The 26,434-nt window shown below is 50.8% G+C and carries 18 protein-coding genes; 8 read left to right on the top strand and 10 right to left on the bottom strand.

The annotated features are described in order from the left end of the window. Nucleotides 1-32: 32 nt before the first annotated feature. From ACFQ1C_RS14550 to putA, 4 genes are all read right to left on the bottom strand, one after another. The gene (locus ACFQ1C_RS14550) at nt 33-665 is read right to left on the bottom strand and encodes a formate dehydrogenase subunit gamma (RefSeq protein WP_379559395.1); all 633 of its coding nucleotides are present in this window, start codon (nt 663-665) and stop codon (nt 33-35) included. Beyond that, nucleotides 658-1,608, bottom strand: coding sequence for a formate dehydrogenase subunit beta (gene fdxH / locus ACFQ1C_RS14545; protein WP_379559394.1), 951 nt, complete (start codon nt 1,606-1,608; stop codon nt 658-660). The genes ACFQ1C_RS14550 and fdxH overlap by 8 nt, the downstream gene beginning before the upstream one ends. 9 nt (nt 1,609-1,617) lie before the next feature. Beyond that, the gene (gene fdnG, locus ACFQ1C_RS14540) at nt 1,618-4,680 is read right to left on the bottom strand and encodes a formate dehydrogenase-N subunit alpha (RefSeq protein WP_379559393.1); all 3,063 of its coding nucleotides are present in this window, start codon (nt 4,678-4,680) and stop codon (nt 1,618-1,620) included. A 341-nt stretch (nt 4,681-5,021) separates the two neighbouring features. Next, nucleotides 5,022-8,204, bottom strand: a complete 3,183-nt coding sequence (gene putA, locus ACFQ1C_RS14535; protein WP_379559392.1) for a bifunctional proline dehydrogenase/L-glutamate gamma-semialdehyde dehydrogenase PutA — start codon at nt 8,202-8,204, stop codon at nt 5,022-5,024. A gap of 318 nt (nt 8,205-8,522) precedes the next feature. On the opposite strand from putA, the gene ACFQ1C_RS14530 reads away from it, so the two are divergent. Continuing rightward, the gene (locus tag ACFQ1C_RS14530; RefSeq protein WP_379559391.1) at nt 8,523-9,473 is read left to right on the top strand and encodes a hypothetical protein; all 951 of its coding nucleotides are present in this window, start codon (nt 8,523-8,525) and stop codon (nt 9,471-9,473) included. A gap of 458 nt (nt 9,474-9,931) precedes the next feature. On the opposite strand, the gene ACFQ1C_RS14525 is transcribed toward ACFQ1C_RS14530, so the two are convergent. From ACFQ1C_RS14525 to ACFQ1C_RS14515, 3 genes are all read right to left on the bottom strand, one after another. After that, entirely contained in the window at nt 9,932-10,549 is a 618-nt protein-coding gene (locus ACFQ1C_RS14525; protein ID WP_379559390.1) for a TIGR04211 family SH3 domain-containing protein, read from the bottom strand. 97 nt (nt 10,550-10,646) lie between these two features. After that, on the bottom strand, nt 10,647-11,912 hold the full coding sequence (locus tag ACFQ1C_RS14520) for an inorganic phosphate transporter (RefSeq protein ID WP_379559389.1): 1,266 nt from the start codon (nt 11,910-11,912) through the stop codon (nt 10,647-10,649). 21 nt (nt 11,913-11,933) lie between these two features. Next, the gene (locus ACFQ1C_RS14515; RefSeq protein WP_379559388.1) at nt 11,934-12,614 is read right to left on the bottom strand and encodes a TIGR00153 family protein; all 681 of its coding nucleotides are present in this window, start codon (nt 12,612-12,614) and stop codon (nt 11,934-11,936) included. A gap of 167 nt (nt 12,615-12,781) precedes the next feature. Between ACFQ1C_RS14515 and ACFQ1C_RS14510 the strand changes: the two genes are divergently transcribed. Beyond that, a complete protein-coding gene (locus ACFQ1C_RS14510; RefSeq protein ID WP_379559387.1) occupies nt 12,782-14,299 on the top strand; it encodes a CYTH and CHAD domain-containing protein in 1,518 nt (505 codons plus the stop codon). Between the two features lie 39 nt (nt 14,300-14,338). Beyond that, nucleotides 14,339-17,209 (top strand): bifunctional [glutamate--ammonia ligase]-adenylyl-L-tyrosine phosphorylase/[glutamate--ammonia-ligase] adenylyltransferase, encoded by a 2,871-nt coding sequence (gene glnE / locus ACFQ1C_RS14505; protein ID WP_379559386.1) that lies wholly within the window; start codon nt 14,339-14,341, stop codon nt 17,207-17,209. 122 nt (nt 17,210-17,331) lie between these two features. On the opposite strand, the gene lpxL is transcribed toward glnE, so the two are convergent. After that, nucleotides 17,332-18,255: an LpxL/LpxP family Kdo(2)-lipid IV(A) lauroyl/palmitoleoyl acyltransferase gene (gene lpxL, locus ACFQ1C_RS14500; protein WP_379559385.1), complete on the bottom strand. Its 924-nt coding sequence runs from the start codon at nt 18,253-18,255 to the stop codon at nt 17,332-17,334. Nucleotides 18,256-18,475: 220 nt separating this feature from the next. On the opposite strand from lpxL, the gene hldE reads away from it, so the two are divergent. Continuing rightward, nucleotides 18,476-19,903: a bifunctional D-glycero-beta-D-manno-heptose-7-phosphate kinase/D-glycero-beta-D-manno-heptose 1-phosphate adenylyltransferase HldE gene (hldE, locus tag ACFQ1C_RS14495; protein WP_379559384.1), complete on the top strand. Its 1,428-nt coding sequence runs from the start codon at nt 18,476-18,478 to the stop codon at nt 19,901-19,903. Between the two features lie 333 nt (nt 19,904-20,236). On the opposite strand, the gene ACFQ1C_RS14490 is transcribed toward hldE, so the two are convergent. After that, the gene (locus ACFQ1C_RS14490) at nt 20,237-21,961 is read right to left on the bottom strand and encodes a SulP family inorganic anion transporter (protein ID WP_379559383.1); all 1,725 of its coding nucleotides are present in this window, start codon (nt 21,959-21,961) and stop codon (nt 20,237-20,239) included. A 203-nt stretch (nt 21,962-22,164) separates the two neighbouring features. Continuing rightward, a complete protein-coding gene (gene tolC / locus ACFQ1C_RS14485) occupies nt 22,165-23,469 on the bottom strand; it encodes an outer membrane channel protein TolC (protein WP_379559382.1) in 1,305 nt (434 codons plus the stop codon). 211 nt (nt 23,470-23,680) lie between these two features. Here tolC and nudF point away from each other — a divergent pair, with 211 nt between their 5' ends. The 4 genes from nudF (at nt 23,681) to ACFQ1C_RS14465 (ending at nt 26,409) form a co-directional block, all read left to right on the top strand. After that, a complete protein-coding gene (gene nudF, locus ACFQ1C_RS14480) occupies nt 23,681-24,283 on the top strand; it encodes an ADP-ribose diphosphatase (protein WP_379559381.1) in 603 nt (200 codons plus the stop codon). Between the two features lie 239 nt (nt 24,284-24,522). Then, nucleotides 24,523-24,969 (top strand): DUF1249 domain-containing protein, encoded by a 447-nt coding sequence (locus ACFQ1C_RS14475; RefSeq protein ID WP_379559380.1) that lies wholly within the window; start codon nt 24,523-24,525, stop codon nt 24,967-24,969. A 26-nt stretch (nt 24,970-24,995) separates the two neighbouring features. After that, complete coding sequence (gene cpdA, locus ACFQ1C_RS14470) at nt 24,996-25,826, top strand: 3',5'-cyclic-AMP phosphodiesterase (RefSeq protein WP_379559415.1); 831 nt, start codon at nt 24,996-24,998, stop codon at nt 25,824-25,826. Nucleotide 25,827: 1 nt separating this feature from the next. Then, nucleotides 25,828-26,409 carry a YqiA/YcfP family alpha/beta fold hydrolase gene (locus ACFQ1C_RS14465; RefSeq protein WP_379559379.1) on the top strand — a complete coding sequence of 194 codons (582 nt, stop codon included), beginning with the start codon at nt 25,828-25,830 and terminating at the stop codon, nt 26,407-26,409. Nucleotides 26,410-26,434: the final 25 nt, after the last annotated feature.

The raw sequence follows: 26,434 nt of genomic DNA, 5'->3' as shown, positions 1-26,434 counted from the left end.
CAGTCGGATAATTGTGATGCGAACTTACCCGCTTACTTTAGGTTGGAATCACGCATTTTCTTGCGATACCACTTACGGTGATGCTTCCACGCCCAGCCCGGGGTTACCGTGCCGCGAGTCATGGCGCGTACCGAGCCTTTCACCCAAATGCCCGCGTAAGCGTGCACTATGATGGCGCAAATAAGTACGAAGGCAAACAGTGCATGCAGCAAAGATGCCCAGCGAATCAGTTCCACCGGAAAGGTGAAATAGGTCCGCCACATCAGCACGCCCGAGACCAACAAGCCCAACATCAGCACGATTAACACCCAAAATAGTACCTTTTGGCCACCGTTATAACGGCCGGCTTCCGGCACGCCTTCTTCTTGATGAGAGATAACCTTAGGCACGGCTTTCAACCAAGCTCGGTCGTCCGCCGTCATGCGGTTATCTCGCCACAGCTGCAGCGCAAAGCTGAAGAAGCTGACAAACATCACCACACCAATAAAGGGGTGCAGGATCCGCGTCCAAGTGCCACCCCCTAATAGGTTGCTCAGCCAAAATAGGCTTGGGTGAAATAATGCAACGCCAGAAATGGTCAGCAGTACGAAGCTCAGGGCAATCAGCCAGTGATTAAGTCGCTGATTAGCCGTGTAGCGCACAATTTCTTGGTCATCGTTAACCATGTTTATCCTCCTCGGCCGCTTGTTCTGCAGCCTGCAGCGCCACCAGCTCTGCCGCATGCTTGGCAGCCAGCTCGTCGGCCTTCGTCACCTCTGAAGGGCGATTGCGGATATAGTGCGCCGCGCCCACCAGCGCGGTTAGCACCATGGCCGCCACCCCAATGGGTTTGGCCGGCCCCTTCCACAGCGAAACAATCGCGCTGATCTTGGGTGCTTTTGGCAAATCACTGTAAAGCTGTGGTTTGTCCGCGTGGTGCAATACATACATCACATGCGTACCGCCTACGCCTTCGGGATCGTACAGGCCCGCATTGTCATAACCGCGAGACTTGAGATCTTTAATACGCTCGTCGGCGTGATGCTTCATATCATCCTTGGAGCCAAACGAAATGGCGCCCGTGGGGCAAATCTTCACGCAGGCCGGTTCTTGGCCCACCACTACTCGGTCCACGCACAAGTTACACTTGTAGGCTTTTTTGTCCGTTTTAGAAATGCGTGGTACATCAAACGGACAACCGGTTACGCAGTAACCACAGCCGATACAGCTGTCTTGGTTGAAGTCCACTATGCCATTGGCATGCTGCACTATGGCACCGGGAGACGGGCAGGCTTTTAAACAGCCGGGGTCTTCACAGTGCATGCAGCCATCTTTGCGGATCAGCCACTCCAAATCGCCGTCGTCTTTTTCATATTCAGAAAAGCGCATTACGGTCCAGCTGTTCTCGGTCAAATCGGCGGGGTTGTCGTACACGCCCACGTTATGCCCGACCTCATCTCGCAGGTCGTTCCACTCCATGCATGCCACCTGACAGGCCTTACAACCTATGCATTGCGACACATCAATAAGCTTGGCAACGCCCCCGCCTTGCACGGGGGAATTACGAACGCTGGGTGAAGGTGTGGTGGTCGCCGAGCGACGTTTAATATCCATTCCTTGTGAAGCCATGACTTCCTCCTACACCTTTTCTACGTTGACGAGAAAGGACTTAAACTCAGGTGTTTGTGAGTTAGCGTCCCCGACCGAGGGCGTGAGCGTATTGGCCAAAAAGCCCGGTTTAGTCACGCCGACAAAGCCCCAGTGAATGGGAATGCCGATGTGATGTACCCGCTTGCCGTCTATGTCCATGCCACGAATGCGCTTGGTGACCACCGCCTTGGCTTTAATGTAGCCACGGTTGGATGACACTTTCACCACATCCCCTTGGTTGATGCCCAGCTCACCTGCCAGCTCGGCGCCAATTTCCACGAACTGCTCTGGCTGAATAACGGCGTTCAGCAGTACGTTCTTACTCCAGTAGTGGAAATGCTCGGTTAAGCGATAAGTGGTGCCCACATAGGGGAATTGCTCCACTTTACCCATTTCAGCTCTGTCAGCATCAAACAGGCGCGCGGCGGGGTTATTGGTCGCTCGTGCGTTGTCTTTAAATAAAGGGTTATAACCGAGCGGCGTTTCAAAAGGCTCGTAATGGGTAGGAAAGGGACCTTCGGCCATGTTGCCCTTGGCAAAAAAGCGTGCTACGCCTTCGGGGTTCATGATGAAGGGACCCATGCCATCGGTGGGTGGCTCATTGGCTTTAAAGTCTGGCACATCCGCGCCTGTCCATTTGCTGCCATTCCAGTGCACCAGCGATCGGCTTGTATCGAAGGGTTTGCCTTCGATATCGCAGGAAGCTCGGTTATATAGCACGCGGCGGTTAGCCGGCCATGCCCAAGCCCAGTTTAGTGTCTGACCAATACCGGTGGGGTCGCTGCTGTCGCGGCGCGCCATCATATTGCCTTCTTCGGTCCAAGAGCCCGAGTAAATCCAGCAGCCACCTAAAGTGGAGCCGTCATCACGCATTTCGCCAAAGCCTGATAACTGCTCTCCGGCCTTGCGAATCACCTTGCCTTCACCGTCAGTTAAGTCAGTTAAGGCGCGGCCATTCAGCTCTTTTGCCAACTCTTCGGCCGTGGGCTCGTAGGGATTAGCATAGGGCCAAGACAGCTGAGTAATAGGCTCGGCAAAGGTGCCGCCCTCGGTTTCGTAGAGCTTGCGAATATGCTGATACAGAGTGGCCATGATCTCGATATCGGTCTTGGCTTCTCCCGGTGGCTCGGCGGCTTTCCAGTGCCATTGTAGCCAACGGCCCGAGTTAACTAAGGTGCCGGCTTCTTCGGCAAAGCAAGAGGTCGGTAAGCGATATACTTCAGTTGGAATATCCTTCGAGCTCACATCATTGGACTCGCCCATGTTGCGCCAAAATTCGGAAGTCTCGGTCACCAGAGGATCCATGATCACCATGAACTTCAGCTGAGATAATGATTTGATCATCTTGGCTTTGTTCGGTGCCGCTGCGAGCGGGTTAAAACCCTGACAGATATAACCGTTCATCTTGCCTTGGTTCATCAACTCATAAACTTGCAGCATGTCGTAGGGTTTATCCAGCTTAGGCAGCAGGTCGAAGGCATAGTTGTTTTCTGCTTGCGCATGATCGCCCCACCAAGCCTTGGCTAGGCTGACATGGAACTTTTTATAGTTTTGCCAATAGCTCAGCTGATTTTGGCGCAGCGGTTTTTGGGTGCGTTTGGCAATGTAGCCATCAAAATCTTGCTCGGCTTCATTTGGCAGCGTCATATAGCCCGGCAGCAGGTTGGTCATTAGCCCTAAATCCGTTAAACCTTGGATATTAGAGTGACCGCGCAGCGCGTTCATGCCGCCACCGGCTATGCCGATGTTACCTAGCAATAGCTGCATCATGGCGCCGGTGCGAATAATCTGCGAACCAATGGAGTGCTGAGTCCAGCCCAATGCATAGAGAATAGTGCCTGCGCGATCGGGGGTATGAGTGGAAGCCAGTAGTTCACATATCTGATTAAATTTAGGAACAGGCGTGCCACAAACTCGCGCCACCATTTCTGGCGTATAACGTTGATAATGTTGCTTTAACAGCTGATACACAGAGCGCGGATGCTGCAAGCTAGGATCGGCAATGACCTCACCTTGCTCATCCAGTTGGTAATCCCAGCTGGATTTATCGTAATGGCTGGTGTCTTCGTTATAGCCGGAGAAAATGCCATCTTCGAAGTCGAAGTCTTCATGCACCAAGAACGATAGATCTGTGTAGTTTTTCACGTATTCGTGCTGGATCTGGTTGGTATCAAGCAGATACTTGATAACCCCGCCTAAAAAGACGATATCGGTACCGGTGCGGATCGGCGCATACACGTCGGCCACCGAGGCTGAGCGGTTAAAGCGCGGATCGACCACGATCAGCGTGGCATTATTATGTGCCTTCGCTTCGGTTACCCATTTAAAACCACAAGGGTGCGCCTCTGCAGCGTTGCCGCCCATAATAAGAATAACGTCGGCATTTTTAATATCGACCCAATGATTCGTCATAGCGCCACGGCCAAATGTTGGGGCAAGACCTGCCACCGTAGGACCGTGTCAAACGCGTGCTTGGTTATCGAATGCCAATATACCCATAGGGCGTATTACTTTATGGGTGATGTAACCCACTTCGTTACTACTGGCAGATGCGGCCAGCATGCCGGTGGTAAGCCAGCGGTTAACGGTTTTGCCATCGTCAGTCTGTTGAACGAAGTTCGCATCGCGATCTTCCTTCATTAATTTCGCGATGCCGCTATAGGCTTGTTCCCAAGAAATACGCTGCCACGTATCGGAGCCGGGGGCGCGATATTCAGGAAAGGTCAGACGGTTAGGGCTGTGAATAAAGTCCACGAGTCCCGCACCTTTCGGGCACAAGGTGCCGCGGTTAACCGGATGGTCATGATCGCCTTCGATGTGCATCACACTTGGCTTGGCGTTCTTGGCGCCATCACCCATGCTGTACACCAAAATACCACAGGCAACGGAGCAGTAAGGGCAAGTGCTGCGAGTTTCGGTGGCGCGCAATAGCTTATATTGTCGCGCCGCCGCTAAAGCGGGGGTGGGCGTCATACCTAACACCGCCATGCTCGACGTTGCTAGGGTGGCACCTGTTATCTTAAAAAAATCGCGTCGGCTGATATTGCTCATGACGCTCTCCTTGTAACATAAAGTTCTAGTGGTAAGGGTCAATAGACCCTCATCATTGTGCGATGGTGTACAGACAGTGACGTTGACTGATACCGCATTTCATATAAAGAGTGATGTGGGTAATATGAATCCCATCATTCTATCAGCCAGCGTAGCTTAGTTCATTATGCTTCGCTATTAGACCATAGTAACAATATGGATGGTCTCGCTATTAAGCTGCACTCCTTCGGGTGGCGATACGCTGTACGCTTTCCGCCGTACGTTAAAGCAAAACACCGGTTTGGCCTTTACGTAAAGCGTACGGCGTATAGCGTACCGCTTATATCTAACAGCTATGATTTTTAACCTTCTCCTAACGATAACAGCGTGGCGTTGCCGCCAATGGCGGTGGTGTTATTGCTGATGGTTTTCTCGGTAATAAAGCGGGTGAGGTAATGAGGGCCACCGGCTTTGGGGCCGGTGCCTGATAAGCCTTGGCCGCCAAAGGGTTGTACGCCAACCATGGCACCAATTTGGTCGCGGTTAATGTACACGTTCCCCACATTGGCGCGCCGAGCAATATGGTCGGCAAACGAGGCATTACGGCTGTGAATACCCAGCGTTAGGCCGTATCCGGTTTGATTAATATCGTCGATGACTTTGTCTATCTCTTTTGCCTTAAAGCGGATCACATGCAGGATAGGGCCAAAGTGTTCTTTGGTTAGCTTACCAATAGCGGCAATCTCTAGCGCCGTGGGCTGAACGTAGTAGCCATTATGACAATTATCGCCTAGTGGCGTTTGGGCAATAAAGGCATTACCCGCCTCTTGCATGGCGGCGAGATGAGCCATGAGCCCTGCTTGTGCGCCTTGATCGATAACTGGGCCAACATCTGTAGACCATAAAGCAGGATCGGCCACACTAAGCTCAGCCATGGCTCCTTTAAGAATCTCTAGTACTCGCTCGGCGATGTCTTCTTGTAAATACAGCACTCGCAGTGCCGAGCAACGCTGGCCTGCACTTTGAAAGGCGGCGCGCACAACATCGCGCACCACTTGCTCGGGCAGGGCGGTGGAGTCCACTATCATGGCATTTTGGCCGCCAGTTTCGGCTATTAGCGGAATAATAGCGCCCTGACGCTGAGCCAAGGTTTGGTTGATGCGCATGGCGGTGTCGGTCGATCCCGTAAAGCACACCCCGGCAATACGTGGGTCGGCGGTAAGTGCTGCGCCCACCGTGGCACCATCGCCGGGTAACAGCTGTAGCACCTCGGGGGGAATACCGGCTTTATGTGCCAAGGTGGTGGCGAGCTGAGCAATCAAACTGGTTTGCTCAGCAGGCTTAGCTAGCACCGTATTACCGGTGACTAGCGCCGCACTTACTTGGCCTAAGAATATGGCCAGCGGAAAGTTCCAAGGGCTAATACATACAAAGGAGCCGCGCCCTTGGGCTTGCAAGGTGTTGAGCTCGCCGGTGTAGCCTGGCAGGGTTGAGGGCGCCATTAAGCGTCGCCCCTCGTTGGCATAGTAACGGCAAAAATCGACGGCTTCGCGTACTTCGTCTATGCCATCTTGCAGCAACTTACCGGCTTCTCGGGTACATAAAGAAATAAACTCAGCCTGATGCGCTTCTAACAAATCGGCGAGCTTTTCTAGAGCCTGGGCTCGCATTTCTACCGGTGTATCGCGCCATGACACAAAGGCCGATTGAGCCGTGCTCACCGCGTGTTCAACCATGGCCTTATCGGCGAAATGCACTTGGCCTACGGCGTGTTTATGGTCCTGTGGGCTGAATACCGTATGCGGCGTGCCGCGGGTTTCGGCTTTGCCCCCGATGAGCGGACTGGCTTGCCACAGCTGCGTACTGAGTTTATCTAGCGTGGTAAAGAAGGGGGTGCGAATGCCTGCAATATTCAGGTTTAGGCCGCGAGAGTTCAGGCGGTCGGGGAAGATAGCCAACGGCAGGGGGATCTTATCATTGGCTAAGGTGTCGCATTCGGCCAAGGACTCTCGCGGGTGCGTCACTAAAGTATCAATGGGCGTTTTTGGGTCTACCAGTTTATGTACAAACGAGGTGTTAGCGCCATTTTCCAGTAGACGGCGCACCAGGTAGGGCAAGAGATCTTTATGCGCACCAACGGGGGCATAAATGCGGCAATTCAATCTGGGGTGCTCGGCCAATACTGCGTTATATAACTCTTCGCCCATGCCATGCAGGCGTTGAAACTCATAATCGCGGTCATTTGCCATGGCCATTACTGACACCACCGTATGGGCATTGTGGGTAGCAAACTGCGGGTATATGGCTCCTTGAGTGGCATCACTGAGCAGATAACGAGCACAGGCTAGATAAGAAATATCAGTACCTGCCTTGCGGGTAAATACTGGGTAACCATTGATGCCACCTTGTTGGCAAAGCTTTATTTCGCTGTCCCAGTAGGCACCTTTTACTAGGCGTAATGGAATTTCGTCGCCTTGATCTTTGGCCAAGGCGGTTAGCCAGCATAATACGGGTAGCGCTCGCTTAGAGTAGGCTTGAATAACAATACCTAATCCCCCCCACCCTTTATTAATTGGGCTCTTATACAGCGCTTCAAATAGGTCGAGAGAGAGCTCGAGTCGGTCCATTTCTTCGGCATCAATGGTCACAAATACGTTTAATTGGCGAGCCAACTCAAGCAACTTAAGCACCGTATCAAATAGCTCACAGAGTACGCGCTCACGATTTGCCTCTTCATAACGCGGATGCAATGCAGACAACTTAATTGATATAGAGGGGCGGGGCACTGGGTTGTTATGAGCCGCGGTCTCGTCTAACTTTTCATTACCCACGGTGGTAATGGCATTAGCGTAATCCTGATAATATTTGTCGGCGTCGGTGGCGGTCATGGCCGCTTCGCCCAGCATATCGTAAGAGTGGGTATAGCCGTTCTTGCGCGCTTTGCGGCTGGCTGTAAGCGCTTCTTTGATATTGCGGCCCAACACAAACTGCTTGCCCATAATCTTCATAGCGGCGTACATGGCCGAACGCACCATGGGCTCGCCCAAACGGTTGATCATCCGGTTAAGTACATTAGCTGGGTGACCTTCCAGATTTTTGTCCATGGAAATGACTTTACCGGTCAACATGAGCCCCCAGGTGGAGGCATTCACCAGCGTGGAGTCACTTTGGCGAAAGTATTTGGCCCAGTCGGCACCAGATAGCTTGTCTTTAATTAACTCATCAGCAGTGTGGCTATCAGGAATACGCAGTAATGCCTCGGCCAAGCACATTAAAATAATGCCCTCTTGAGTATCTAGGCTGTATTGCTGTAGGAAGGCATCAATGCCATCCCCGCCGTCGCTTTCTTTGCGTACCCGAGTGACCAACTTGTGGGCTTGTTCTTGAACGTGCGCCAAGTCTTGACGGCTGGAGGGTATTTGCTCCATCAACGATTTTAGATAGGTGTTCTCGTCAACAATGTACTGTTCGGTAATCCCTTGGCGTAGGGCCTGTCGATCACTGGAAGTATAATGAGGGGCAAAAGCGGCGGCGACGGTAAACATAACGGCACTCCTAACATTAGGGCTTGTTGACCCTTCGAGATGATTTTTAAAACCCCTGCGGGTTCGGCTAAACGCGTTTGGCTCGAACAAAACTTAACCGCGAAAGGTCAACAGATCCTAATAAGGTATACGATTTAAAAGCCAATAGTAGAGGGTGCTATCGGAGTTTGCCGATATTTGCGATCCCTGCGCGGTTTTAGGGGCTCAGTTTGGAGCTAGCTAGCCCTATAATCCAAGAGTGCTAATCTTGGGCGCATTGTTTGCTTGCTACACACCTCCTATAATGTGGGCTCTTTTTCTCTGTGGTAAGCAAGCACTGTGCACTATCAACGTCTTCCTAAAGGGCACTTCGCCCTGACTGTAGTTTATTTGATCACCGGCGCCTCTATTGCCGCTTCTATGGTGTTTTCTTTATTGCTATTTTTGTCCCTCGAGCAAGGCTTGCTAATGAAGCTGATGTTTGGTGGCTTAGCTTTGGTCTTTGAAGTAGGCAAATTTTATATCTGGTATGAAATGGGCGAACGCGTCAGTCGCCGCGACTCCGTTGGTGCCGCTAAGGCGCTGTGCTTTTACGCTGTGCTGGCAGGGTTATCGATTGCAGGCAGTGTGGGCGGTATTAATGCCGCGACCAATACCTTGCTAGAAGGCGATGCGGCTAAGGCCGGCGAGGTGCAAAGCTATAACGATAAAATTGCCGGCCTAGAGAGAGAAATAGACATTAATGAGCAGGCGGCACAGGCCTATATTGATATGAAGCGTATCGCTAATGGCATGACCAATATGCTGGAGCGCAATGCAGATTTACGTCAACGCCAGGATGAGCTGCGCCGCGAGCGAGACCAAGTGGCTATTACCAGCCAAAGCTCGTTGATGGGGTTAATGTCGAGCTTAGCCGATGGTTTAGGCTGGCCGCTGTCGCGGGTGCAGTTTGGCATTGTGGCGGCGTTGTCTATGCTATTAGATTTTTTTGCCGCCTTTTTCATTGCCTTGCTCGGGGATGAACTTCGGTTTCGGCGCAGCCAAAAGCAAGCGCAATTACCTGTGATTACCGAAGCTAGCCAAGAGGCAAGCCCCGTGGTGCCTGTTCGCCCAGATTATTACCATGAAGTGGTTAATAAGCTGCGAGCAGGAGAGTTACGTTGTGCGAAGGGCGCGGTATCACGAATGTTAGAAAAACCGCTGGAAGAAGTGGAAGATATTTTTCACTGGCTGCTGCAAGACGGCATTGTCTATCGCAAGCCCAACCGGCATTTTGCAGTAAAGGTTTAAACACGGCTTACCCGCTGCGCGGGAATCTATGAATTAAAAGTGGGACTAGGGACGGGTGAATAGGGAGTAGTTAATGATAGGTAAACACGATTTTCTAATCTCCAATCCCCAATCCCTCAATAGTCATTGCAAGGAACGTAGCGACGTGGCAATCCATGTTGTGCAGTGTTGTTTGCAGAATGGATTGCTTCGCAGTACTCGCAAAGACAGTGTTTATCTTTATCTGACAGCTTCAAGCTTATGGCTTCCTACTTTCTTTTAAGCCGTCTTGCCGGACTTGCTCCGGTATCTCAGCCCTTTCAGGGAGCTGTACGTTTAACGCTGTACGCCATACGTTCAAAAAGGCACCGGTTTGTTTTTTCGTACAGTGGTCAGCGTAGGGCGTACGGCTGTTTCTTCTAAGCCATAAAAAAACACCGTCGGCTGACGGTGTTTTTTTGCTAGTCTCTGATTTCAAATCAATTCATCCAGCGGCCATTCTTATTCTTGCGGCGTAGTGGGATCATGGGCAGGAAGATACCAAATAGCAGACCGATGCCAGCGACTATACCGCCGTTCAATAGCCAATCTAAACGCATTTGATGCTCTTTATCGTCCATTAAACTGGTTAAGCGCAGGTTTTCAGTTTTAAGCTGAGTATGTTGCAAGCGCAGTTCACTTAACTGGTCGCTGACATTGGTTAGCTCTTGCTCTTGTTGCTGCAAGCGGGTGCTCTTATCCAATATGTCTTGTTCGTGACGCTCGCCCGCTGTACTAAGCAGTAGCTTCGTTTCTTCTAACTGCGTTTCTAGTGCGGGCAACTTAGAGCGAAAACTCTCGTTGCTTTGCATAAACTGGCCATCTACCCAGCCAACACGGCCGTCTGCGTCACGAATTTGTACATATTCGGTCTGCGCATCACGGTCTAGTTGCACCACGGGCTCGCCCGCATTAATGGAGCCAATAATACGGTATTTGTTACTGGATCCTGCGTGCAAATAAGTGTGCACATCGTCAGCAATATAACGATTAGCGGCTTCGGCCATGCTGATCCACGGCAGATAGCATAGCAGTGCTACAAGAAGTTTCGCTTTCACCTGAGGTTCCTTCACTTTTAACGATGAAGTCATGGTAATGGGTGCGGAGGAAGAGGACAAGAACAAGGGGGCAATCTTGCCCCCTTGAAAGTGGAATTTAGCTAAAGGACCACTGAATAATATAGAAAAAGATAATCGATAAGATAGCACCTGCAGGCAGAGTCACTATCCAAGAAACTACTATATTACGCAATACGTTAAGGTTTAACGCGGCAATGCCGCGAGCCAAACCTACCCCCATAACGGCACCCACTAGAGTTTGAGTTGTGGAAATAGGCAAGCCGGTACCAGATGCGATCACCACTGTCGCAGCTGTGGCAAGCTGAGCAGCAAAGCCGCGGCTAGGCGTTAGGTGAGTAATACCCGTGCCCACTGTGGCCATAACTTTATGACCCATAGAGGCTAAACCGATCACAATACCAATGCCACCTAACGGCAGTATCCACCACGCGATGCTGGACTTAGCCGCAATCTCGCCTGAGCTTTGCACTATGCTCACTACGGCAGACAAAGGGCCGATAGCATTGGCTACGTCGTTAGAGCCGTGAGCAAAAGCCATGGCACAGGCGGTCACCACCATCAAAATGCCAAAGACCTTCTCTACGTTCGAGTAGGACATGTCTTTGTCATTTTGCGGATTGTATTCTTTGCGCTTGATGTAGAAACCACACAACACGGCGGAAGCCAAAGAGACGGCTATTGATACTCCCCAACTTTCTACATCGTTCATCTCTAAGCCAACGTGTTTGAGACCCTTTTTCAAGGTCACTAAACAGATGACCATCACGGTCAAAAAGATATAGGCAGGAACGTATTTTTTAGCGGCCGCTAGCGGGTTATCGGCGTTGAAGATAAGCCGCTGTACGCTAATAAAGGTAAAGTAGGCCAACACGCCCGAGAGTGCCGGGGTAATAATCCACGAGCCGACCACGCCGCCTACCTTACCCCAATGAACGGCGTCTGAACCCATTGACACCAGCGCAAAACCAATAATAGCGCCAATAATCGAGTGGGTGGTCGACACCGGCCAGCCGTAGTAAGAAGCAACGAGTAGCCAAGTACCCGATGCAAGCAAAGAGGCAATCATGCCGAACACCAGTAAGTCTGGGTGATCGATAAAGGCATTAGAGTCAATAATGCCATTTTTTATGGTTGAGGTGACTTCGCCACCGGCCAAATAAGCGCCGGCAAACTCGAAGATCATGGCGATGAGAATGGCTTGCTTGATGGTCAGCGAGCGCGTACCTACCGACGTACCCATGGCATTTGCCACATCATTTGCACCTATGCCCCAGGCCATAAAAAAGCCGAAGAGCGCCGCCATCAAAATAAGCAGGGTGCCATAGTTTGCGATGATATCCATTTGTATACCTTGTTATGTCGCTCAGGAACGAGACAGCATTAGCTCTAAACGGGAACCTACCCGTTCGGCCTGATCTGCCAAATCACCAACCCATTCAAGGATTTTGTATAAGAACATGATGTCGATGGGGTTATAGCCATCTTCAATAGCGTGCAATTGCTTGCGTAACTTGGCTTGCATCACATCGGTATCATCTTCAATGAGATCGAGTTGGTGGATCATCTCGGATACCAAGTCCATTTCACGACCTTTAAAGCCGGTTTCTAGCAGCTCGTCGAGTTCGTCAATGGCTTTTGCAGCTTGAGCTGTAGCATCAATGCACCGGCGCAGGTAAATCATGAAATCAGTTTTAAGTTGCAGCGGTATCGCCATTTGGCGACCGACAATACGACCCGCGATATCTTTCGCCTTATTAGCGATTTTGTCTTGCTGTGTAAGCAACTCCAACATGTCGGTGCGTTCCACCGGCATAAAAAGACCTCGAGGCAGCTTGAGACGGATTTCCCGTTTCAAGGTATCAGCTTCCCGTTCGAGCTGTGAAATGCGTCGCTGAATACGTTCTGCTTGCTCCCAGTCCTGCTCCCACATGGCGTCGAAGAAGGGAATCAACTCTTGCGCAGTTTCATGTACTTTTGCAACATGCTTCTGCAGCGGCTTAATAGGAGACTTGGCAAAGAGTCCCAAAATAGTATTTACTGACATGGATAACCCTGTGTCGGTGAAAAAACACTCGATACATAAATGTGGCGCGAATGGTAACTTAACTACCATGGCAAGAAAACAGCATTTTTAATAATACTGTAGAATTTGCCGCTTGTTATTTTTTATTTAACTTTAAAATCAAAAGGTTGGAGTGTTAAGTCGCCCTTATGGATACTGAAATTGAACTTAAGTTTCTCGTCACCTCTGATGTGGGTAGCCGACTACCTGCCCTGTTGCAGTCTTACCAAATTAGCGAGCATGACCAACAACATTTAGCTAATACCTACTTTGACACCGCCGATTTGGCGCTAGGTAGTATAAAAGCGGGCCTGCGTATTCGTAGTCAAAACGGCAAAATGGAACAAACCGTGAAGTTAGCAGGTAGCCAAGTTGGTGGCTTGCACCAACGTCCAGAATACAATGTGCCGCTGACGGTGCACAGCCCGGATTTATCACTGTTTTCGGCCAGTATTTGGCCTGAAAAATTCAATGTTGAACGAGTACAGCAGTCATTACAGCCGCTATTTAGCACTGATTTTTTGCGCCAACGTTGGTTGATTACCATCGAAGATACCGACATTGAGCTGGCTCTGGATGCGGGTGAAGTGCAGTCAGGCTTTCAACGCGAGGCCATTCACGAACTTGAGTTAGAGCTGGTAAAAGGCGATGTGTCGCAGTTATTTGAACTCGCTGATGAACTCGTTAAGGCGGGAGGGCTTCGTTTAGGCGCAATTTCTAAGGCGCAGCGTGGCTATCGCTTAGCTGGTTTTGGTACCAGCCCCAAATTACAGATGCTCGAGCCCTTAGCATTGACTAGCGCCGATCACTGCGAGCAAACCATGATGGCGTTGCTGCATAAAGGTTTGCATCACTGGCAGCATCACGAAGAGGGCTGGCTGGCGGAGTCTGGCGAGCGACTCGATTGGTTAATGCAGCTACGAGAAGGGGTGTCTTTAGTACATCAAACCTTGCTGTTGTTTAGAGAGCAGGTATCGCACCGTGTTAACAGCGGATGGATTGACGATTTATTGTGGTTGCAGCAACAATTTTCTTGGTTAGATCGCGCACAAATGTTGGCGTATCTGACGGCCGACAAGGGACATTATTTACGGAGGTTAGACTGCCAGTCGTCGGTGCTTAGTCTGCTAGAAGCTCAGCAGCAACAACTGCCCGATGAAGCGCAACTAGAAGCGCTCTTTTACAGTGCCCGCTATGGCCGCCTAATGCTGGGACTAACGCACTGGCTATATCGACAAGACTGGCGAGCCGGTCTTGTACCAGAGCAAACGGCTCAGCTAGCCGCTCCCATCGTAGATTTAGCACAACAACGGTTAAATGAAAGCTGGCATGTATTACGCCACAGTGCGTTGGGGGAGCCTAGTCTGAATGGAGAGCGTTATATCCAGCAAAAGGGCAAGCTCAGACGAAACTTAATGGTGGGGTTGTGTTTTAGCACTCTGTATCAGGAAGCTGAGCACATTGGCTTTCGCATGCCATGGCTAGATATTTTGCGCGGCATAGAAGACTTAGACATGTTGTCGCCGTTAGAAGATGTGCGTGAACAACTGGATGCGACCGAGGGGGCAGAGCTTGAGCTCTGGCTGGCGCGCAAACAGAAGTTTCTATTGGAGGCGCTAGAGCAATCTCGTACTCAAGCATTGCAGCTACAGCCTTACTGGAAATAAAATGGCCTTAGATGCCTGCTGACGTGAAAGGATAATAATATGCTCGAAATGCCTCCCTTGCTGGTAGCTCAAGCGGATAAGCACTGGGTCCGTTTTGTTGAACGAGCCGGCGATGTGGTAGAGCACGTCGGCGAGTCACGTCGAGCCCAACTTTATCGGTTGTTTGCCTGTAGCGACTTTGCCGCCACTAGTCTGTGCCAGCAACCCGAGCTGGCGCTAGAGCTGGATGATGACCAAGATTTGCATAATAGCCAACGAGACGCGGATTATGTATCGACTTTGGCGCAGCAGTTAGCTGACATTACAGACGAAGCCGCGTTACTACGCATTTTGCGCCATTTTCGTCGTCGCGAGCTGCTAGTCATTGCGTGGCGCGAAATGCTGCTAGGCGCCGAAGTGGAAGAAAGCTTTGTGCACATCTCAGCGCTGGCCGATGCGCTTATTTTGGCGGCCTATCGCTGGCTGTATCAACACCAATGTAACGAGTTGGGCACGCCTACTGATACTGAGGGCAACGCAGTGCCGATGCTGATTATTGGCATGGGTAAGCTGGGGGGGCGTGAGCTTAATTTCTCTTCTGATATCGACCTTATTTTTACCTTTCCCCATAACGGAGTCACCCAAGGCGGGCGGCGTGAGCTGGCCAATCAGCAGTTTTTTATCCGTTTAGGGCAAAAGTTAGTGAATGCGCTGCATCAAACCACCATTGACGGCCAAGTGTATCGGGTAGATATGCGGCTGCGGCCTTTTGGTGAATCTGGGCCGCTGGCGGTGAGCTTTACTGGTATGGAAGATTATTACCAGCACCATGGCCGCACTTGGGAACGCTATGCCATGGTGAAGGCGCGCGTTATCAATGGTGAAGGCGAATACAGCGACCAACTACGCGCCATGCTTAGGCCGTTTGTATTTCGCCGTTACATCGACTTTGGTGTGATCGACTCGCTGCGCCAGATGAAGGCGATGATCGCTGCCGAAGTACGCCGCAAAGGGCTGCATGACAACATTAAGTTGGGCGCGGGTGGAATTCGTGAAATTGAATTTATTGCTCAGGTGTTTCAGCTTATTCGCGGTGGTCGCGAGCCCTCGCTGCAAGTGCGCCATCTACCTACGGCCTTGGCCGCCATTGAGGCACTAGGTGATATCAGTGCGGCAGATGCCAAACAATTGCACCAAAGTTACCGCTTTTTACGCCGAGTTGAGAATTTTTTGCAGGCGTTTGACGATCAGCAAACACAAACGTTGCCCCATGATGAGCTAAATTGCAGCCGACTTGCGTGGCTAATGGGGCATGCGCAGTGGGATGATTTTTACCACGCACTACGCGATGCCATGAGTCAGGTTCGTCTGCAGTTTGATGGCCTTATTGGGGACAGTACCGAGGCGGAAGAAGAAGGTGCGGCGCAAATTTGGTTCGATGTTTGGCAAACCGATCTTGATGAGTCTGAGCTGATCCCGTTGTTACAAGAACAAGGCATTCACCAAGAAAAAGCCACGCGCTTGGCACAAGCGCTGTATCGTTTTAAAGATGAGTGCCCGCGCCGCGCTATGGGGCCTCAGGGGCGAGAAGCGCTGGATAAACTGATGCCGGTGTTGCTTGAGCGGATTAATCAGTCCGACACGCCGGGCATGTTATTTTTGCGACTACAAAACTTGTTGCTGAAAATTGCCACCCGCACCGCTTACTTGCAATTATTGGTCGAAAACGCTGGGGCTCTCACGCAGCTTATTCGGTTGTGTGAAGCCAGCTCTTTAGTGGCAGAGCAGCTCGCGCTTTATCCAATTTTGCTAGATGAGCTGTTGGTGCCTCAGGTGCTGTACAACCCTATTCCGCTTGAAGGTTACCGAGATGAGTTGCGCCAGTTTTTGCTGCGCGTGCCAGAAGAAGATGTAGAGCAACAAATGGAGGCATTACGCCAGTTTAAGCAAATTCACCTGTTGCGTATTGCTGCCGCCGACATTGCCGGTGTCATGCCGCTAATGAAAGTCAGTGATCACTTAACGTGGCTGGCCGAGGCGATTGTTGATGAGGTTATTAATCAGGCGTGGACGCAAATAAGCGCCCGTCATGGTGTACCTGACATGTTGGCTGACAGCTCACACCGTGGGTTTGGTGTGGTGGCCTACGGCAAACTGGGCGGCATAGAATTGGCCTACAGTTCAGATCTCGATCTGGTGTTTTTGCATGAGACGGGGCTGAAAGGACAAACCAATGGTAATAAGCCGCTGGATGTACGCCAATTTTACCTGCGCTTAGCGCAGCGCATTATTCATCTATTTAGCACCCGCACTGCCAGTGGCGTACTTTATGAGCTAGATATGCGCCTGAGGCCCAGCGGCGACTCTGGCCTAATGGTCAGTCCCCTCGATGCGTATCAAGACTACCTGCAGCGCCAAGCCTGGACGTGGGAGCACCAAGCACTGGTGCGTAGTCGCTTGATAGTCGGCAATAGCACATTGCATCAGGAGTTTGCACGCGTGCGGCAAGAGACCCTTACCCGTATTCGCGATAAGGCGACGCTGGCCGAGGATGTGGTAAAAATGCGTGAAAAAATGCGTACCCACATGCTAAAAGTCAAACCCGGTGAGTTTAACCTTAAGCAATCAATGGGCGGCTTAGTTGATATCGAGTTTTTAACTCAGTACTTGGTACTGGCTTACGGGCAAGATTATCCTGATGCCTTAACGCGTTGGTCAGACAATATTCGTATTCTGGAAGCGGCTGTAGAAGTGGGCTTGCTTGACGAAGACGAGGCCGAGCGCTTAAAAGCCGCTTATTGCGCGATAAGAAACCAAGGCCATCGACTCAGCCTGTCAGATCAACCCGGCCGCATACCCGACACCGAGCTTATTCAAGAGCGAAGCTGGGTGACAGATAGCTGGAAAAAATGGCTCAAGACACAGCTGTAAGCTATAAGCCGTAAGCCGTAAGTGAAAGCTAAATACAGACCAAAACAGCCATTTTTACGAGGTCGGAGTGGCTGTTTTTATTTTTAACTGACAGCTTAAAGCTGACGGCTGAGAGCTGTGTTTTAATACCGATAAGGTACGCCTTCGGGGGTGGTCTTAAAGCGTCTGTGTAGCCACATGTATTGCTCGGGTGCTAAGCGAATGGCGGCTTCTATCACTTTATTGCTGGCGATGGCATCGGCGACGTCGTCGCCGATGGGGAAGTTGCTCATTGCCGGCTGAATTAACAAGCGATAGCCGTCTTTTTCACGCAGCGTAAAACAGGGCAGGGTGACGGTCTTTTTCACGCGCGCCAATGTAGCGGTGCCGGTAATCGTGGCGGCTTGCTCAACGGCAAAAAAGGGCACAAAGACACTGGCATGGCGGCCATAGTCGTGATCCGGAGCATACCAAAGCGCATCGCCTTGGCGCAGGGCTTTCAGCATGCCCTTGATATTGAGACGGTTTACCAAGTACTTATTAGATCGGCAACGGCCCTGTACCTGCGCATATTCCAGCACCGCATTGGTATTGGGGCGATACACGCCCACGCCGGGGCGATATAAGCCAAACTGGCGAGCGTTAAGCTCGAGCGTTAAAAAGTGCGCAGATAGCAAAAGCATGCCTTGGCCCTTGGCCACGGCGTCATCTACGTGCTCGGTGCCTTCCATGCGCGTAATAGCACGCATCCGCCAATGGGGCCAAAACCAGGCCATGCCCGTTTCAAATACCGCACAACCAACACTCTCAAAATTAGCAATCAGCGTGCGTTCACGTTCGGTTTCATTGAGCTCAGGCAGCGCTAGCTCAAGGTTGCGCCGGGCAATTTTAACGCGAGAGTTCAGTATGCGCATCGACAAGCGACCCAAACCACGGCCCAGCACCATTTGCCCACGCCAGGGTAATAGCGTCACTAATAACCACAATAGGCTAAGACCGAGCCAGTTAAAGAGATAACGCGGATGCAGTAACGCAGTAGTAAAAGGAGGAAGCCGAGAGTCTTGCATAGAAGTCGCCATGATCAATTAATGACGGAATACTAATTAACTTACACGCCAATGACTAGTCCTTCGGGCCGCAGTGCGCCATACGTCGTACGCTTTACGCTGTAAGCACAGGAAATAACTGCGTCTTTTTACGTATGGCGTGCGGCGTAAGGCTTACGGCTATGTTTTAAAGTCGTTTGTGATAAGATTTCGGCTTTCCCCAGTTCAAAAGAGTCGAACCATGAAGATCAAGTTACCGGAATTCGATAATGCCAAGGTGTTGGTGGTAGGAGATGTGATGTTAGACCGCTATTGGTCTGGCCCCACAGGGCGTATCTCACCTGAGGCACCGGTACCTGTGGTCAAGGTTGAGCATAATGAAGAACGCCCAGGCGGCGCGGCTAACGTGGCGCTCAACGTGGCGGCACTAGGTGCCAAGGCTCGCTTACTGGGTCTTACCGGCGACGACGAAGCGGCCACCGCGCTGCAAGATAAAATGCAGGGTGTAGGCGTAGAGTGCGATTTTTTACGCTTAGCCACTCACCCCACTATTACTAAGTTGCGGATCATGAGCCGTAATCAGCAGCTGCTACGTCTTGATTTTGAAGACTGTTTTGCACCAGATGATGCGTTACCACTGACCGAAAAAACCTGTGCGGCACTAAGCCAAGCCGGTGTGGTGGTGCTATCGGATTATGCCAAAGGCGCCTTAACGCAAGTGCAAGACTTGATTCAGGCGGCAAATCAGGCAGGCGTGCCGGTGTTGGTTGACCCTAAAGGCTCTGAGTTTGAGAAGTATCGCGGTGCCACCTTGCTCACGCCGAACATGACTGAGTTTGAAGCGGTAGTGGGCAAGGTGAAGGACGAGCAAGAACTGGTGGCTCGTGGCCGTGAGCTGATCAAAAAATTCGACTTTAAGGCGCTGTTGGTTACGCGTTCTGAACACGGCATGACCTTAATTCATGCGGATGAACATGAGCTACATTTGCCGGCTCAGGCCCATGAAGTATTCGACGTCACCGGTGCCGGTGATACCGTGATTGCCACATTGGCTACCGCGCTGGCGGCGGGTTTACACCTAGATGAAGCCTGTGCGTTGGCTAACGTGGCTGCCAGTATCGTGGTTGGCAAGCTGGGCACCTCGACAGTGTCCGCCATCGAGCTGGCCAACGTGTTATACGGCTCGCCAGAGTCTGGCATGGGGGTGGTGACCGAGCAGCAGCTGAAGCAGGTCATGGACGCGGCGCGTCGCCGCGGCGAAAAAATCGTGATGACCAACGGTTGTTTCGATATTTTGCACGCCGGCCATGTGTCTTACCTGAGCCATGCGCGCAAGCTGGGTGATCGCCTAGTGGTGGCGGTGAATACCGATGCTTCGGTACGGGCGCTTAAAGGCGATGGCCGTCCGGTAAACACCGTTGATCGACGCATGGCGGTATTAGCCGGTTTGGGCGCGGTAGATTGGGTTGTGCCCTTTAGTGAGGACACGCCGCAGCGTTTGATTGCCGAAACCTTGCCCGACGTATTGGTGAAAGGCGGCGACTATAAGGCTGAAGATATCGCCGGTTTTGAGGAAGTCACCGCCAACGGCGGCGAAGTTAAAGTGCTTAACTTTGAGGAAGGTTGCTCCACCACCGCCATTATTCAAGCTATTCGTACGCGGGGATAAGAGATAGCCGGAAGCGGTAAGCTAGAAGGCAAAACCCGCGCCAAGCTAAATATAAAAAACCGAGCTCACAGGCTCGGTTTTTTATTGGTGGCACCTTTGTGTTGTGAATAGGCATTAGGAATGGGAAATCCAACGACTAAACCAACCCGCGCAGCCTTTTGTAGTGTGCCGCTTTAGCTGGCACTCCCGTCTCAGCGGGAATGTTTAAAGCTATCCTGCTTCGCAGGACCCACAGCTAAAGCATGGGACTACAAGTACGGTGTCTATCTTTGTAATTTACTGTGTTCATCTCTAGTTTTATGTTTAAAAAACCACCGAGCCAAGCCTTTTCCCTCACGCCTTACGCCTCACCTTTTCATCATTCAATGCCTGCCAGGCGTCAAATTGGCTGAGGAATACCTGGCCAGTGAGTTGCTCGAGAAAGTGACTCTTTTGTAATCGGTCCATGACGGGGCCTTTTACTTCCGATAAGTGAAAGGTCACGCCGCTGTCGTGCAGCCGATGGTTAATGGCTTCTAGGCTTTCCAGTGCCGAAGCATCAATTAGGTTCACGGCCGGGCACATCAATACCAAATGCTTAACCTGAGGCTGCTCTACTATGAGCGCATAAATACGGTCTTCAAGGTGACGGGCATTGGCAAAGTAAAGGCTTTCATCAATGCGTAAAGTGATGAGCCTAGAGTTGGTTTCTACCTGATGACGGTCGATATTACGAAAATGTTCACTGCCCGGCACTCGGCCTACTACGGCACTGTGTGGCTTGCTGGTTCGATATAGAAACAACAGTAACGACAGGCTCACACCGGCAATAATTCCCACCTCTACTCCCTGAACTAAGGTCAGCACTATGGTGACTAACATGGCCGAGAAATCACTGCGTGAGTACTGCCAAGTGCGCTTGAGAGCCCCCAAATCAATGAGCGATAACACCGCAACGATAATAGTGGCTGCAAGTGTCGCCTGTGGTAAATAAAACATCAGTGGCGTTAAAAATAACGCGGCTAGGGCAATGCCCAGGGCGGTAAACGCCCCTGCGGCGGGTGTTTGCGCACCAGCATCAAAGTTAACCACAGATCGTGAAAAGCCGCCGGTAACCGGAAAGCCACCACACAACGCTGAGCCAATATTGGCGGCGCCTAAGCCAATCAGTTCTTGATTAGGCTCGATGCGCTGACGCCGCTTGGCGGCCAGGGTTTGCGCCACCGATACCGATTCTACAAAACCCACCAAACTGATGAACACGGCCGATACCAGTAGTTGCTGCCACAACTCACTATCAAACGAGGGCAGGGTAAAGCTGGGTAAGCCCGCAGGGATAGCGCCCACCACGCGCACTCCGGATTCCGTAAGCTCACCGGCCCATACGATTAAAATAGTGCTGATTACTGCTAATACAGGCGCGGTTTTAGACACTAAAGCGGCCCCATGGGCGGTTAACCCACAGTGAGTGAGTAATGGGGTTAGACCTTTGCGAGACCAGAATAAAAACAATACCGCGCTACCACCAATAGTCAGTGTGATCAGGTTGGTGTGCTGAATATTAGCCGCTATCGCTAGCAGCATATCTAACAAATTATGGCCGCTGGCACTGATGCCTAATAGGTGTTGTAACTGACTAGCAGCAATCAGTAGGCCAGAGGCGGTAATAAATCCAGAAATGACCGGATGGCTTAAAAAGTTGGCTAAGAGACCTAACTTTAAAAAACCCATTAGCATCAACATAATGCCCGATATAAAGGCCAAAGCGATGGCCGCCGCTATGTATTCGCTACTGCCTTCTAGCGCTAGGTTACCGACTGCCGCTGCTGTCATTAATGAAATAACCGCCACCGGTCCCACCGATAAGGTGCGACTAGTACCAAATAGGGTATAAGCCAGTAGGGGCAAAATACTGGCGTACAGACCAATTTCGGGAGGTAACCCTGCCAGCATGGCATAGGCTAAAGACTGAGGAATCAACATGATAGTGACAATAATGGCCGCTATCATGTCGCCAGCTAGGGTGCGTCTGTTATACACACTGAGCCAGCCCATTATCGGTAAATAGCGTTTGAACATTAAAAAGCCTTAAATGGATGTCACAGCAAAACTAGTAATTAAGTATATTCTTAACTAATGGCGAGGGGCAAATAACAATGTTGAATGTTGAATGTTGAATGTTGAATGTTGAATGAAATATAGCGCCACCTCTTTGTAACAAAAAAAAGCACCGAACCTGCCGGTCCGGTGCTTATATTTTTCTGGGCGCTGGCCGCTACAAGTTACTTGCGAATCAAACCATTATTAATATCGACTAAGTCTTGCTCGGTTAAGTTACCGGCTGCTTGACGCAGCGTTAGCTGGCTTAGAATATAGTCATAACGCGCCGAAGATAGATTTTGCTTAGCGTTATAGAGTTGGCGGGTGGCATTCAACACGTCAACGATGGTGCGGGTACCCACTTCATAACCGGCTTCGGTGGCATTAAGTGCACTTTGTGCCGAAATAACAAACTGCTCGAAAGCACGCACCGAACCAGCGGCGGCATCTACGTCATTATAAGAGGAGTAAACGCGACTTTTTACTGCGCGAAAGCTGCTTTCTAACTGTTCGCTGGCGGCTACATAGCCAAACTGAGCTTGCTTAACCTGTGAGGTAGTGGCGCCACCACTGTATATTGGCAAATTGAAAGATAACCCTACCAGCCCTTCGTTTACGGTACCTCCTTGCGTGCTAACCCCAGTATTGTCTCTGTAATTGGTGTAGTTGCTGCTGAGTGCCGCATTGAGATCCAGCGTAGGATGATGACCGGCCTGAGCCAAGCCAATATTTTCATTGGCAATTTCTTTACCTATACGCTGTTGGTGCAATTCTAGATTCTGCTCTAGAGCAATTTCTAACCAAGCATCTGCGTTAATAACGGATTTTTGCGGGCTAAATGAGTCGGTATTAAGTTTATTGAGTTGGGCATAGCTCATGTTGGTCAGCTCGCGCAGCACTTCTTTGGCATTATTCACCGCATTTTCGGCATTAATCTCTTCGGCTAACGCTTGATCATATTGAGCTTGGGCTTCATGTACATCAGTCATGGCCGTTAAACCGACTTCAAATCGTTGCTTGGTTTGATCGAGCTGGCGGCTTACCGCTTCTTTATTTGATTGCACAAAACTTAAGGCATCTTCGGCACTTAGCACATTAAAGTAGGCCTCAGTGGCGCGCAGAATAAGGTTCTGTTGCACTTGGTTGTATATTACATCGGCTTGAGTGGCCAGCTTTTCGGTGATATCGAGGTTTATCCAAGCTGATTTTCTATACAAGGCTTGGCCCAATTTAAGGTTGGCGCTTGCCGTATTACGGTCACTGCCGCTGCTTTGTATATAGTTGGCATCGGCGCCTAAATTTATTTGAGGCAGCAATGGAGCGCGAGACTCGTTAACTTTCTCGAAGGCAGAATCCCGCTCAGCCTTGGCTTGACGTACCTGAGGATCGTTATTGGTAGCCTGCTGATAAATATCAAGTAAGTCTTCGGCTTGGGCTGGGCCTGCCGCACAGAGTAAGATCAGGGTCGATAATAGCGTTTTTTTCATTAGTTTTGCCTTATGTAACAGGTGAGCCATGATCGCCGTGCAGGGCAGGCTGGTTGTTTTTGTTGGTAAAGTATAAGAGTAACATCACTATTCAGGGTTAGGCAGCTTATAAAATGAATATCTAACCGAGTTGGATAGTTTGTGAATGAACGTTCATTCATTTGGGCTGTAGTCTAAAATCTAGCGCTTAAAAGTCAAGGAAGGAGTCGAAATGAGTAATAAACAAGGCCCCCACTTTGGGCATGAGGATGTGCAGCTCTTGGCCGAAGATGTGGGGTATCAGGGATTTTTTCGCTTATTACGCTTGCGTTTACGGCACAAATTGTTTGCCGGTGGTTGGAGCAAAGAGATTACTCGCGAGCTATTCGATCGAGGCCACGCGGCGGCGGTATTGCCTTACGACCCAATCACCGATGAAGTGGTGTTAGTCGAGCAGTTCAGGGTTGGGGCCATTTATGGTGACGCCAGCCCGTGGCTACTAGAAGTAGTGGCAGGCATAGTAGAGCCTGGAGAGACAGCAGAAGACGTAGTTCGCCGCGAGGCCGAAGAAGAAGCAGGATTAACATTAAACAGTTTAACCCGAGTGATGAGTTACTTTCCGAGCCCTGGCGGTTGTGGCGAGCGAATTACCTTATTTGTTGGGGAAGTAGATGCGAGCCAAGCGGCGCAGCATGCAGGATTGGCTGATGAGAGTGAAGATATTCGCGTGCATCGCGTACCCAGAGAGCAGGCGATGCAGTGGATGGCCGAAGGCAAGCTAGATAACGCCAGCACTATTATTGCCCTACAGTGGCTAGCCCTACAGCGAACATAGGTTGGTGAATAGTTTTTTTGTAGGGTGCCGCTTTAGCTGGCACTCCCGTCTCGGCGGGATTTAAACTCTGCTCCACAGAACTTGCAGCTGAAGCGCAAGTCTACAAAGACGGTGTGCGTTGTAGCTTGTTAACCCAGTTGCCTCTGTTGTGGCGAAGGGGCAAGCTTACTACTCTATTTTTTATTAGCCTGATAGAGGCGGATCAGTAGTGTCAGCCCTGAGAGCTGGCAAGGAGATAAATGTTGACTACTAGGGTGTACGCCCGCAAACATGTGCCTGATTTAAAAACCTTGCAGCGCACCTGTGATGTGAATTACATGGCACTAATGAAGCTGCTACCCCAAGGATCCGTGGTGGGTGATAGCGTGTCGGTCGGTATTAGTGAGCAAGTCTTGTTTGTACTGAAAGTACTAGAAATTGCGCCCTACACATGGCATGTGTCCATCGAGCAATGTACTGCTGGTTTGCCTTCTTTTATGCGCATGAAGATAAAAGTTCGTATATATCATGACGCAAGAATGGCTGAAGTGTGTGCTAGCCAGCAGATATTGACTCTGCGTTCGAGTTATCATTACCCTAATACCAAGATGCATCATCGCAATGAAAAAGAGCAGGTAAACCTTTTTTTAGCCGAATGGCTGAAATGTTGCCTACAACATGGATTTAGTACGGTCAAACAGATTTGAATCACACACACCCTCAGTTAGATACCATTGAACTTAAGCCACTGCGCCAAGACGGTGTGGTAGAGCTGTTGCAAATTACCGATACCCACCTATTTGCCGATAAAGACGCCGACTTCTTAGGGATTGCGCCTTGGCATAGTGGGCAAGCGGTAGTGAATGCCATCCTTGAAAATGAACAATTGGCAGGGACACAGCCCCACGACTTAATTCTAGCCACCGGTGATTTATCTCAAGACCATTCCCGCGACTCATATCGCCATTTTAGCGAATTAATGAGCGAGTTAGCCCCCCCCGTATTCTGGCTGCCGGGCAACCATGACGACGCCGATTTAATGCAGGCCGAGCTGGATAATGCCGGCATTAGTAATGCCAAACATTTATTGTGTGGCCAGTGGCAAATACTGTTGCTGGATACCCAGCTTGCCGGCGAAACCCACGGTGAACTGTCGGCGGCGCAATTATCACTGCTTGAGCAAGCCATTACCGCTTATCCTCGCCATCATCTGCTGTTGGCGGTGCATCATCAGGCGATACCGGTGGGCTGTGCTTGGCTGGATCAGCATAACTTGCGCAATGCGTCGGCCATGCAGGCCTTATTGGTTAAACATCAGGCTTCGCGGGTGGTGTTGTGCGGGCATGTGCATCAGGGCTTTGATCAGCGTGAGCAGGATATTCGCTATTTAGCCAGCCCTGCCACCTGCATTCAGTTTAAACCATTGTCGGACGAGTTTGTCCTCGACAGTATGGCGCCGGGCTGGCGCGCACTGTCGTTGCATCCCGATGGCCGCTTAAGCACTCAAGTGTGGCGATTGCCACCTCATGCCTTTGAGCCCGACTTCAGTGCTACAGGGTATTAAGATGCCAACGCTTCTTTATTTGCATGGTTTTAACTCATCACCACAATCGGTTAAAGCGCAACAAATGCAGAAATACCTGCAACAAAAGCGACCCGATATTCATTTTATCTGCCCGCAACTGGCCGCCACACCCGCCGCCGCGTGGTCACAAATACGGGCTATTTGTGACGACCTTCGCGCAAAGACGGACGGTGCGTTTGGTGTAGCCGGTAGCTCATTAGGGGGCTTTTTAGCCACCCAAGTGGCCGAGCGATACGGCGTACGAGCGGTGGTGATTAACCCCGCCGTTAATCCGCATATATTGCTGCAAGATTATTTAGGTGAGCAGCTTAATCCCTATACTCATCAGCGCTATCAATTAACCGAACAGCACATACATGAGCTGCGCGAGCTGCGCATCGATGCCCCTAGCTGCATGGAGCGCATTTGGCTGTTACAACAGCAAGGCGATGAAGTATTGGATTATCGAGAAGCCCTCGAATACTACCGCTTCGCCCGAGTCTGCATTCAAAAAGGCGGCGATCACTCCTTCATCCGCTTCGACCACTACTGCGCCCAAATTATCCGTTTTTTGGAGCTCTAGATCTTAATGACCAACACCTATCTGC

The sequence above is a fragment of the Oceanisphaera ostreae genome, from assembly GCF_042676125.1.
Classification (GTDB): Bacteria; Pseudomonadota; Gammaproteobacteria; order Enterobacterales; family Aeromonadaceae; genus Oceanimonas; species Oceanimonas ostreae.
The sequence above is the reverse complement of the archived record's forward strand: the minus strand, read 5'-3'. Positions and strand labels throughout refer to the sequence as shown.

Bases quoted from the DNA above. Each gene is read 5' to 3' on its own strand.
- tolC (WP_379559382.1), bottom strand. From the start codon at position 23,469: ATGAAAAAAACGCTATTATCGACCCTGATCTTACTCTGTGCGGCAGGC.
- lpxL (WP_379559385.1), bottom strand. From the start codon at position 18,255: ATGCAAGACTCTCGGCTTCCTCCTTTTACTACTGCGTTACTGCATCCG.
- putA (WP_379559392.1), bottom strand. From the start codon at position 8,204: ATGTTTACCGTCGCCGCCGCTTTTGCCCCTCATTATACTTCCAGTGAT.
- ACFQ1C_RS14520 (WP_379559389.1), bottom strand. From the start codon at position 11,912: ATGGATATCATCGCAAACTATGGCACCCTGCTTATTTTGATGGCGGCG.
- ACFQ1C_RS14550 (WP_379559395.1), bottom strand. From the start codon at position 665: ATGGTTAACGATGACCAAGAAATTGTGCGCTACACGGCTAATCAGCGA.
- ACFQ1C_RS14475 (WP_379559380.1), top strand. From the start codon at position 24,523: ATGTTGACTACTAGGGTGTACGCCCGCAAACATGTGCCTGATTTAAAA.
- ACFQ1C_RS14465 (WP_379559379.1), top strand. From the start codon at position 25,828: ATGCCAACGCTTCTTTATTTGCATGGTTTTAACTCATCACCACAATCG.
- ACFQ1C_RS14510 (WP_379559387.1), top strand. From the start codon at position 12,782: ATGGATACTGAAATTGAACTTAAGTTTCTCGTCACCTCTGATGTGGGT.
- nudF (WP_379559381.1), top strand. From the start codon at position 23,681: ATGAGTAATAAACAAGGCCCCCACTTTGGGCATGAGGATGTGCAGCTC.
- fdxH (WP_379559394.1), bottom strand. From the start codon at position 1,608: ATGGCTTCACAAGGAATGGATATTAAACGTCGCTCGGCGACCACCACA.
- glnE (WP_379559386.1), top strand. From the start codon at position 14,339: ATGCTCGAAATGCCTCCCTTGCTGGTAGCTCAAGCGGATAAGCACTGG.
- hldE (WP_379559384.1), top strand. From the start codon at position 18,476: ATGAAGATCAAGTTACCGGAATTCGATAATGCCAAGGTGTTGGTGGTA.
- ACFQ1C_RS14515 (WP_379559388.1), bottom strand. From the start codon at position 12,614: ATGTCAGTAAATACTATTTTGGGACTCTTTGCCAAGTCTCCTATTAAG.
- ACFQ1C_RS14490 (WP_379559383.1), bottom strand. From the start codon at position 21,961: ATGTTCAAACGCTATTTACCGATAATGGGCTGGCTCAGTGTGTATAAC.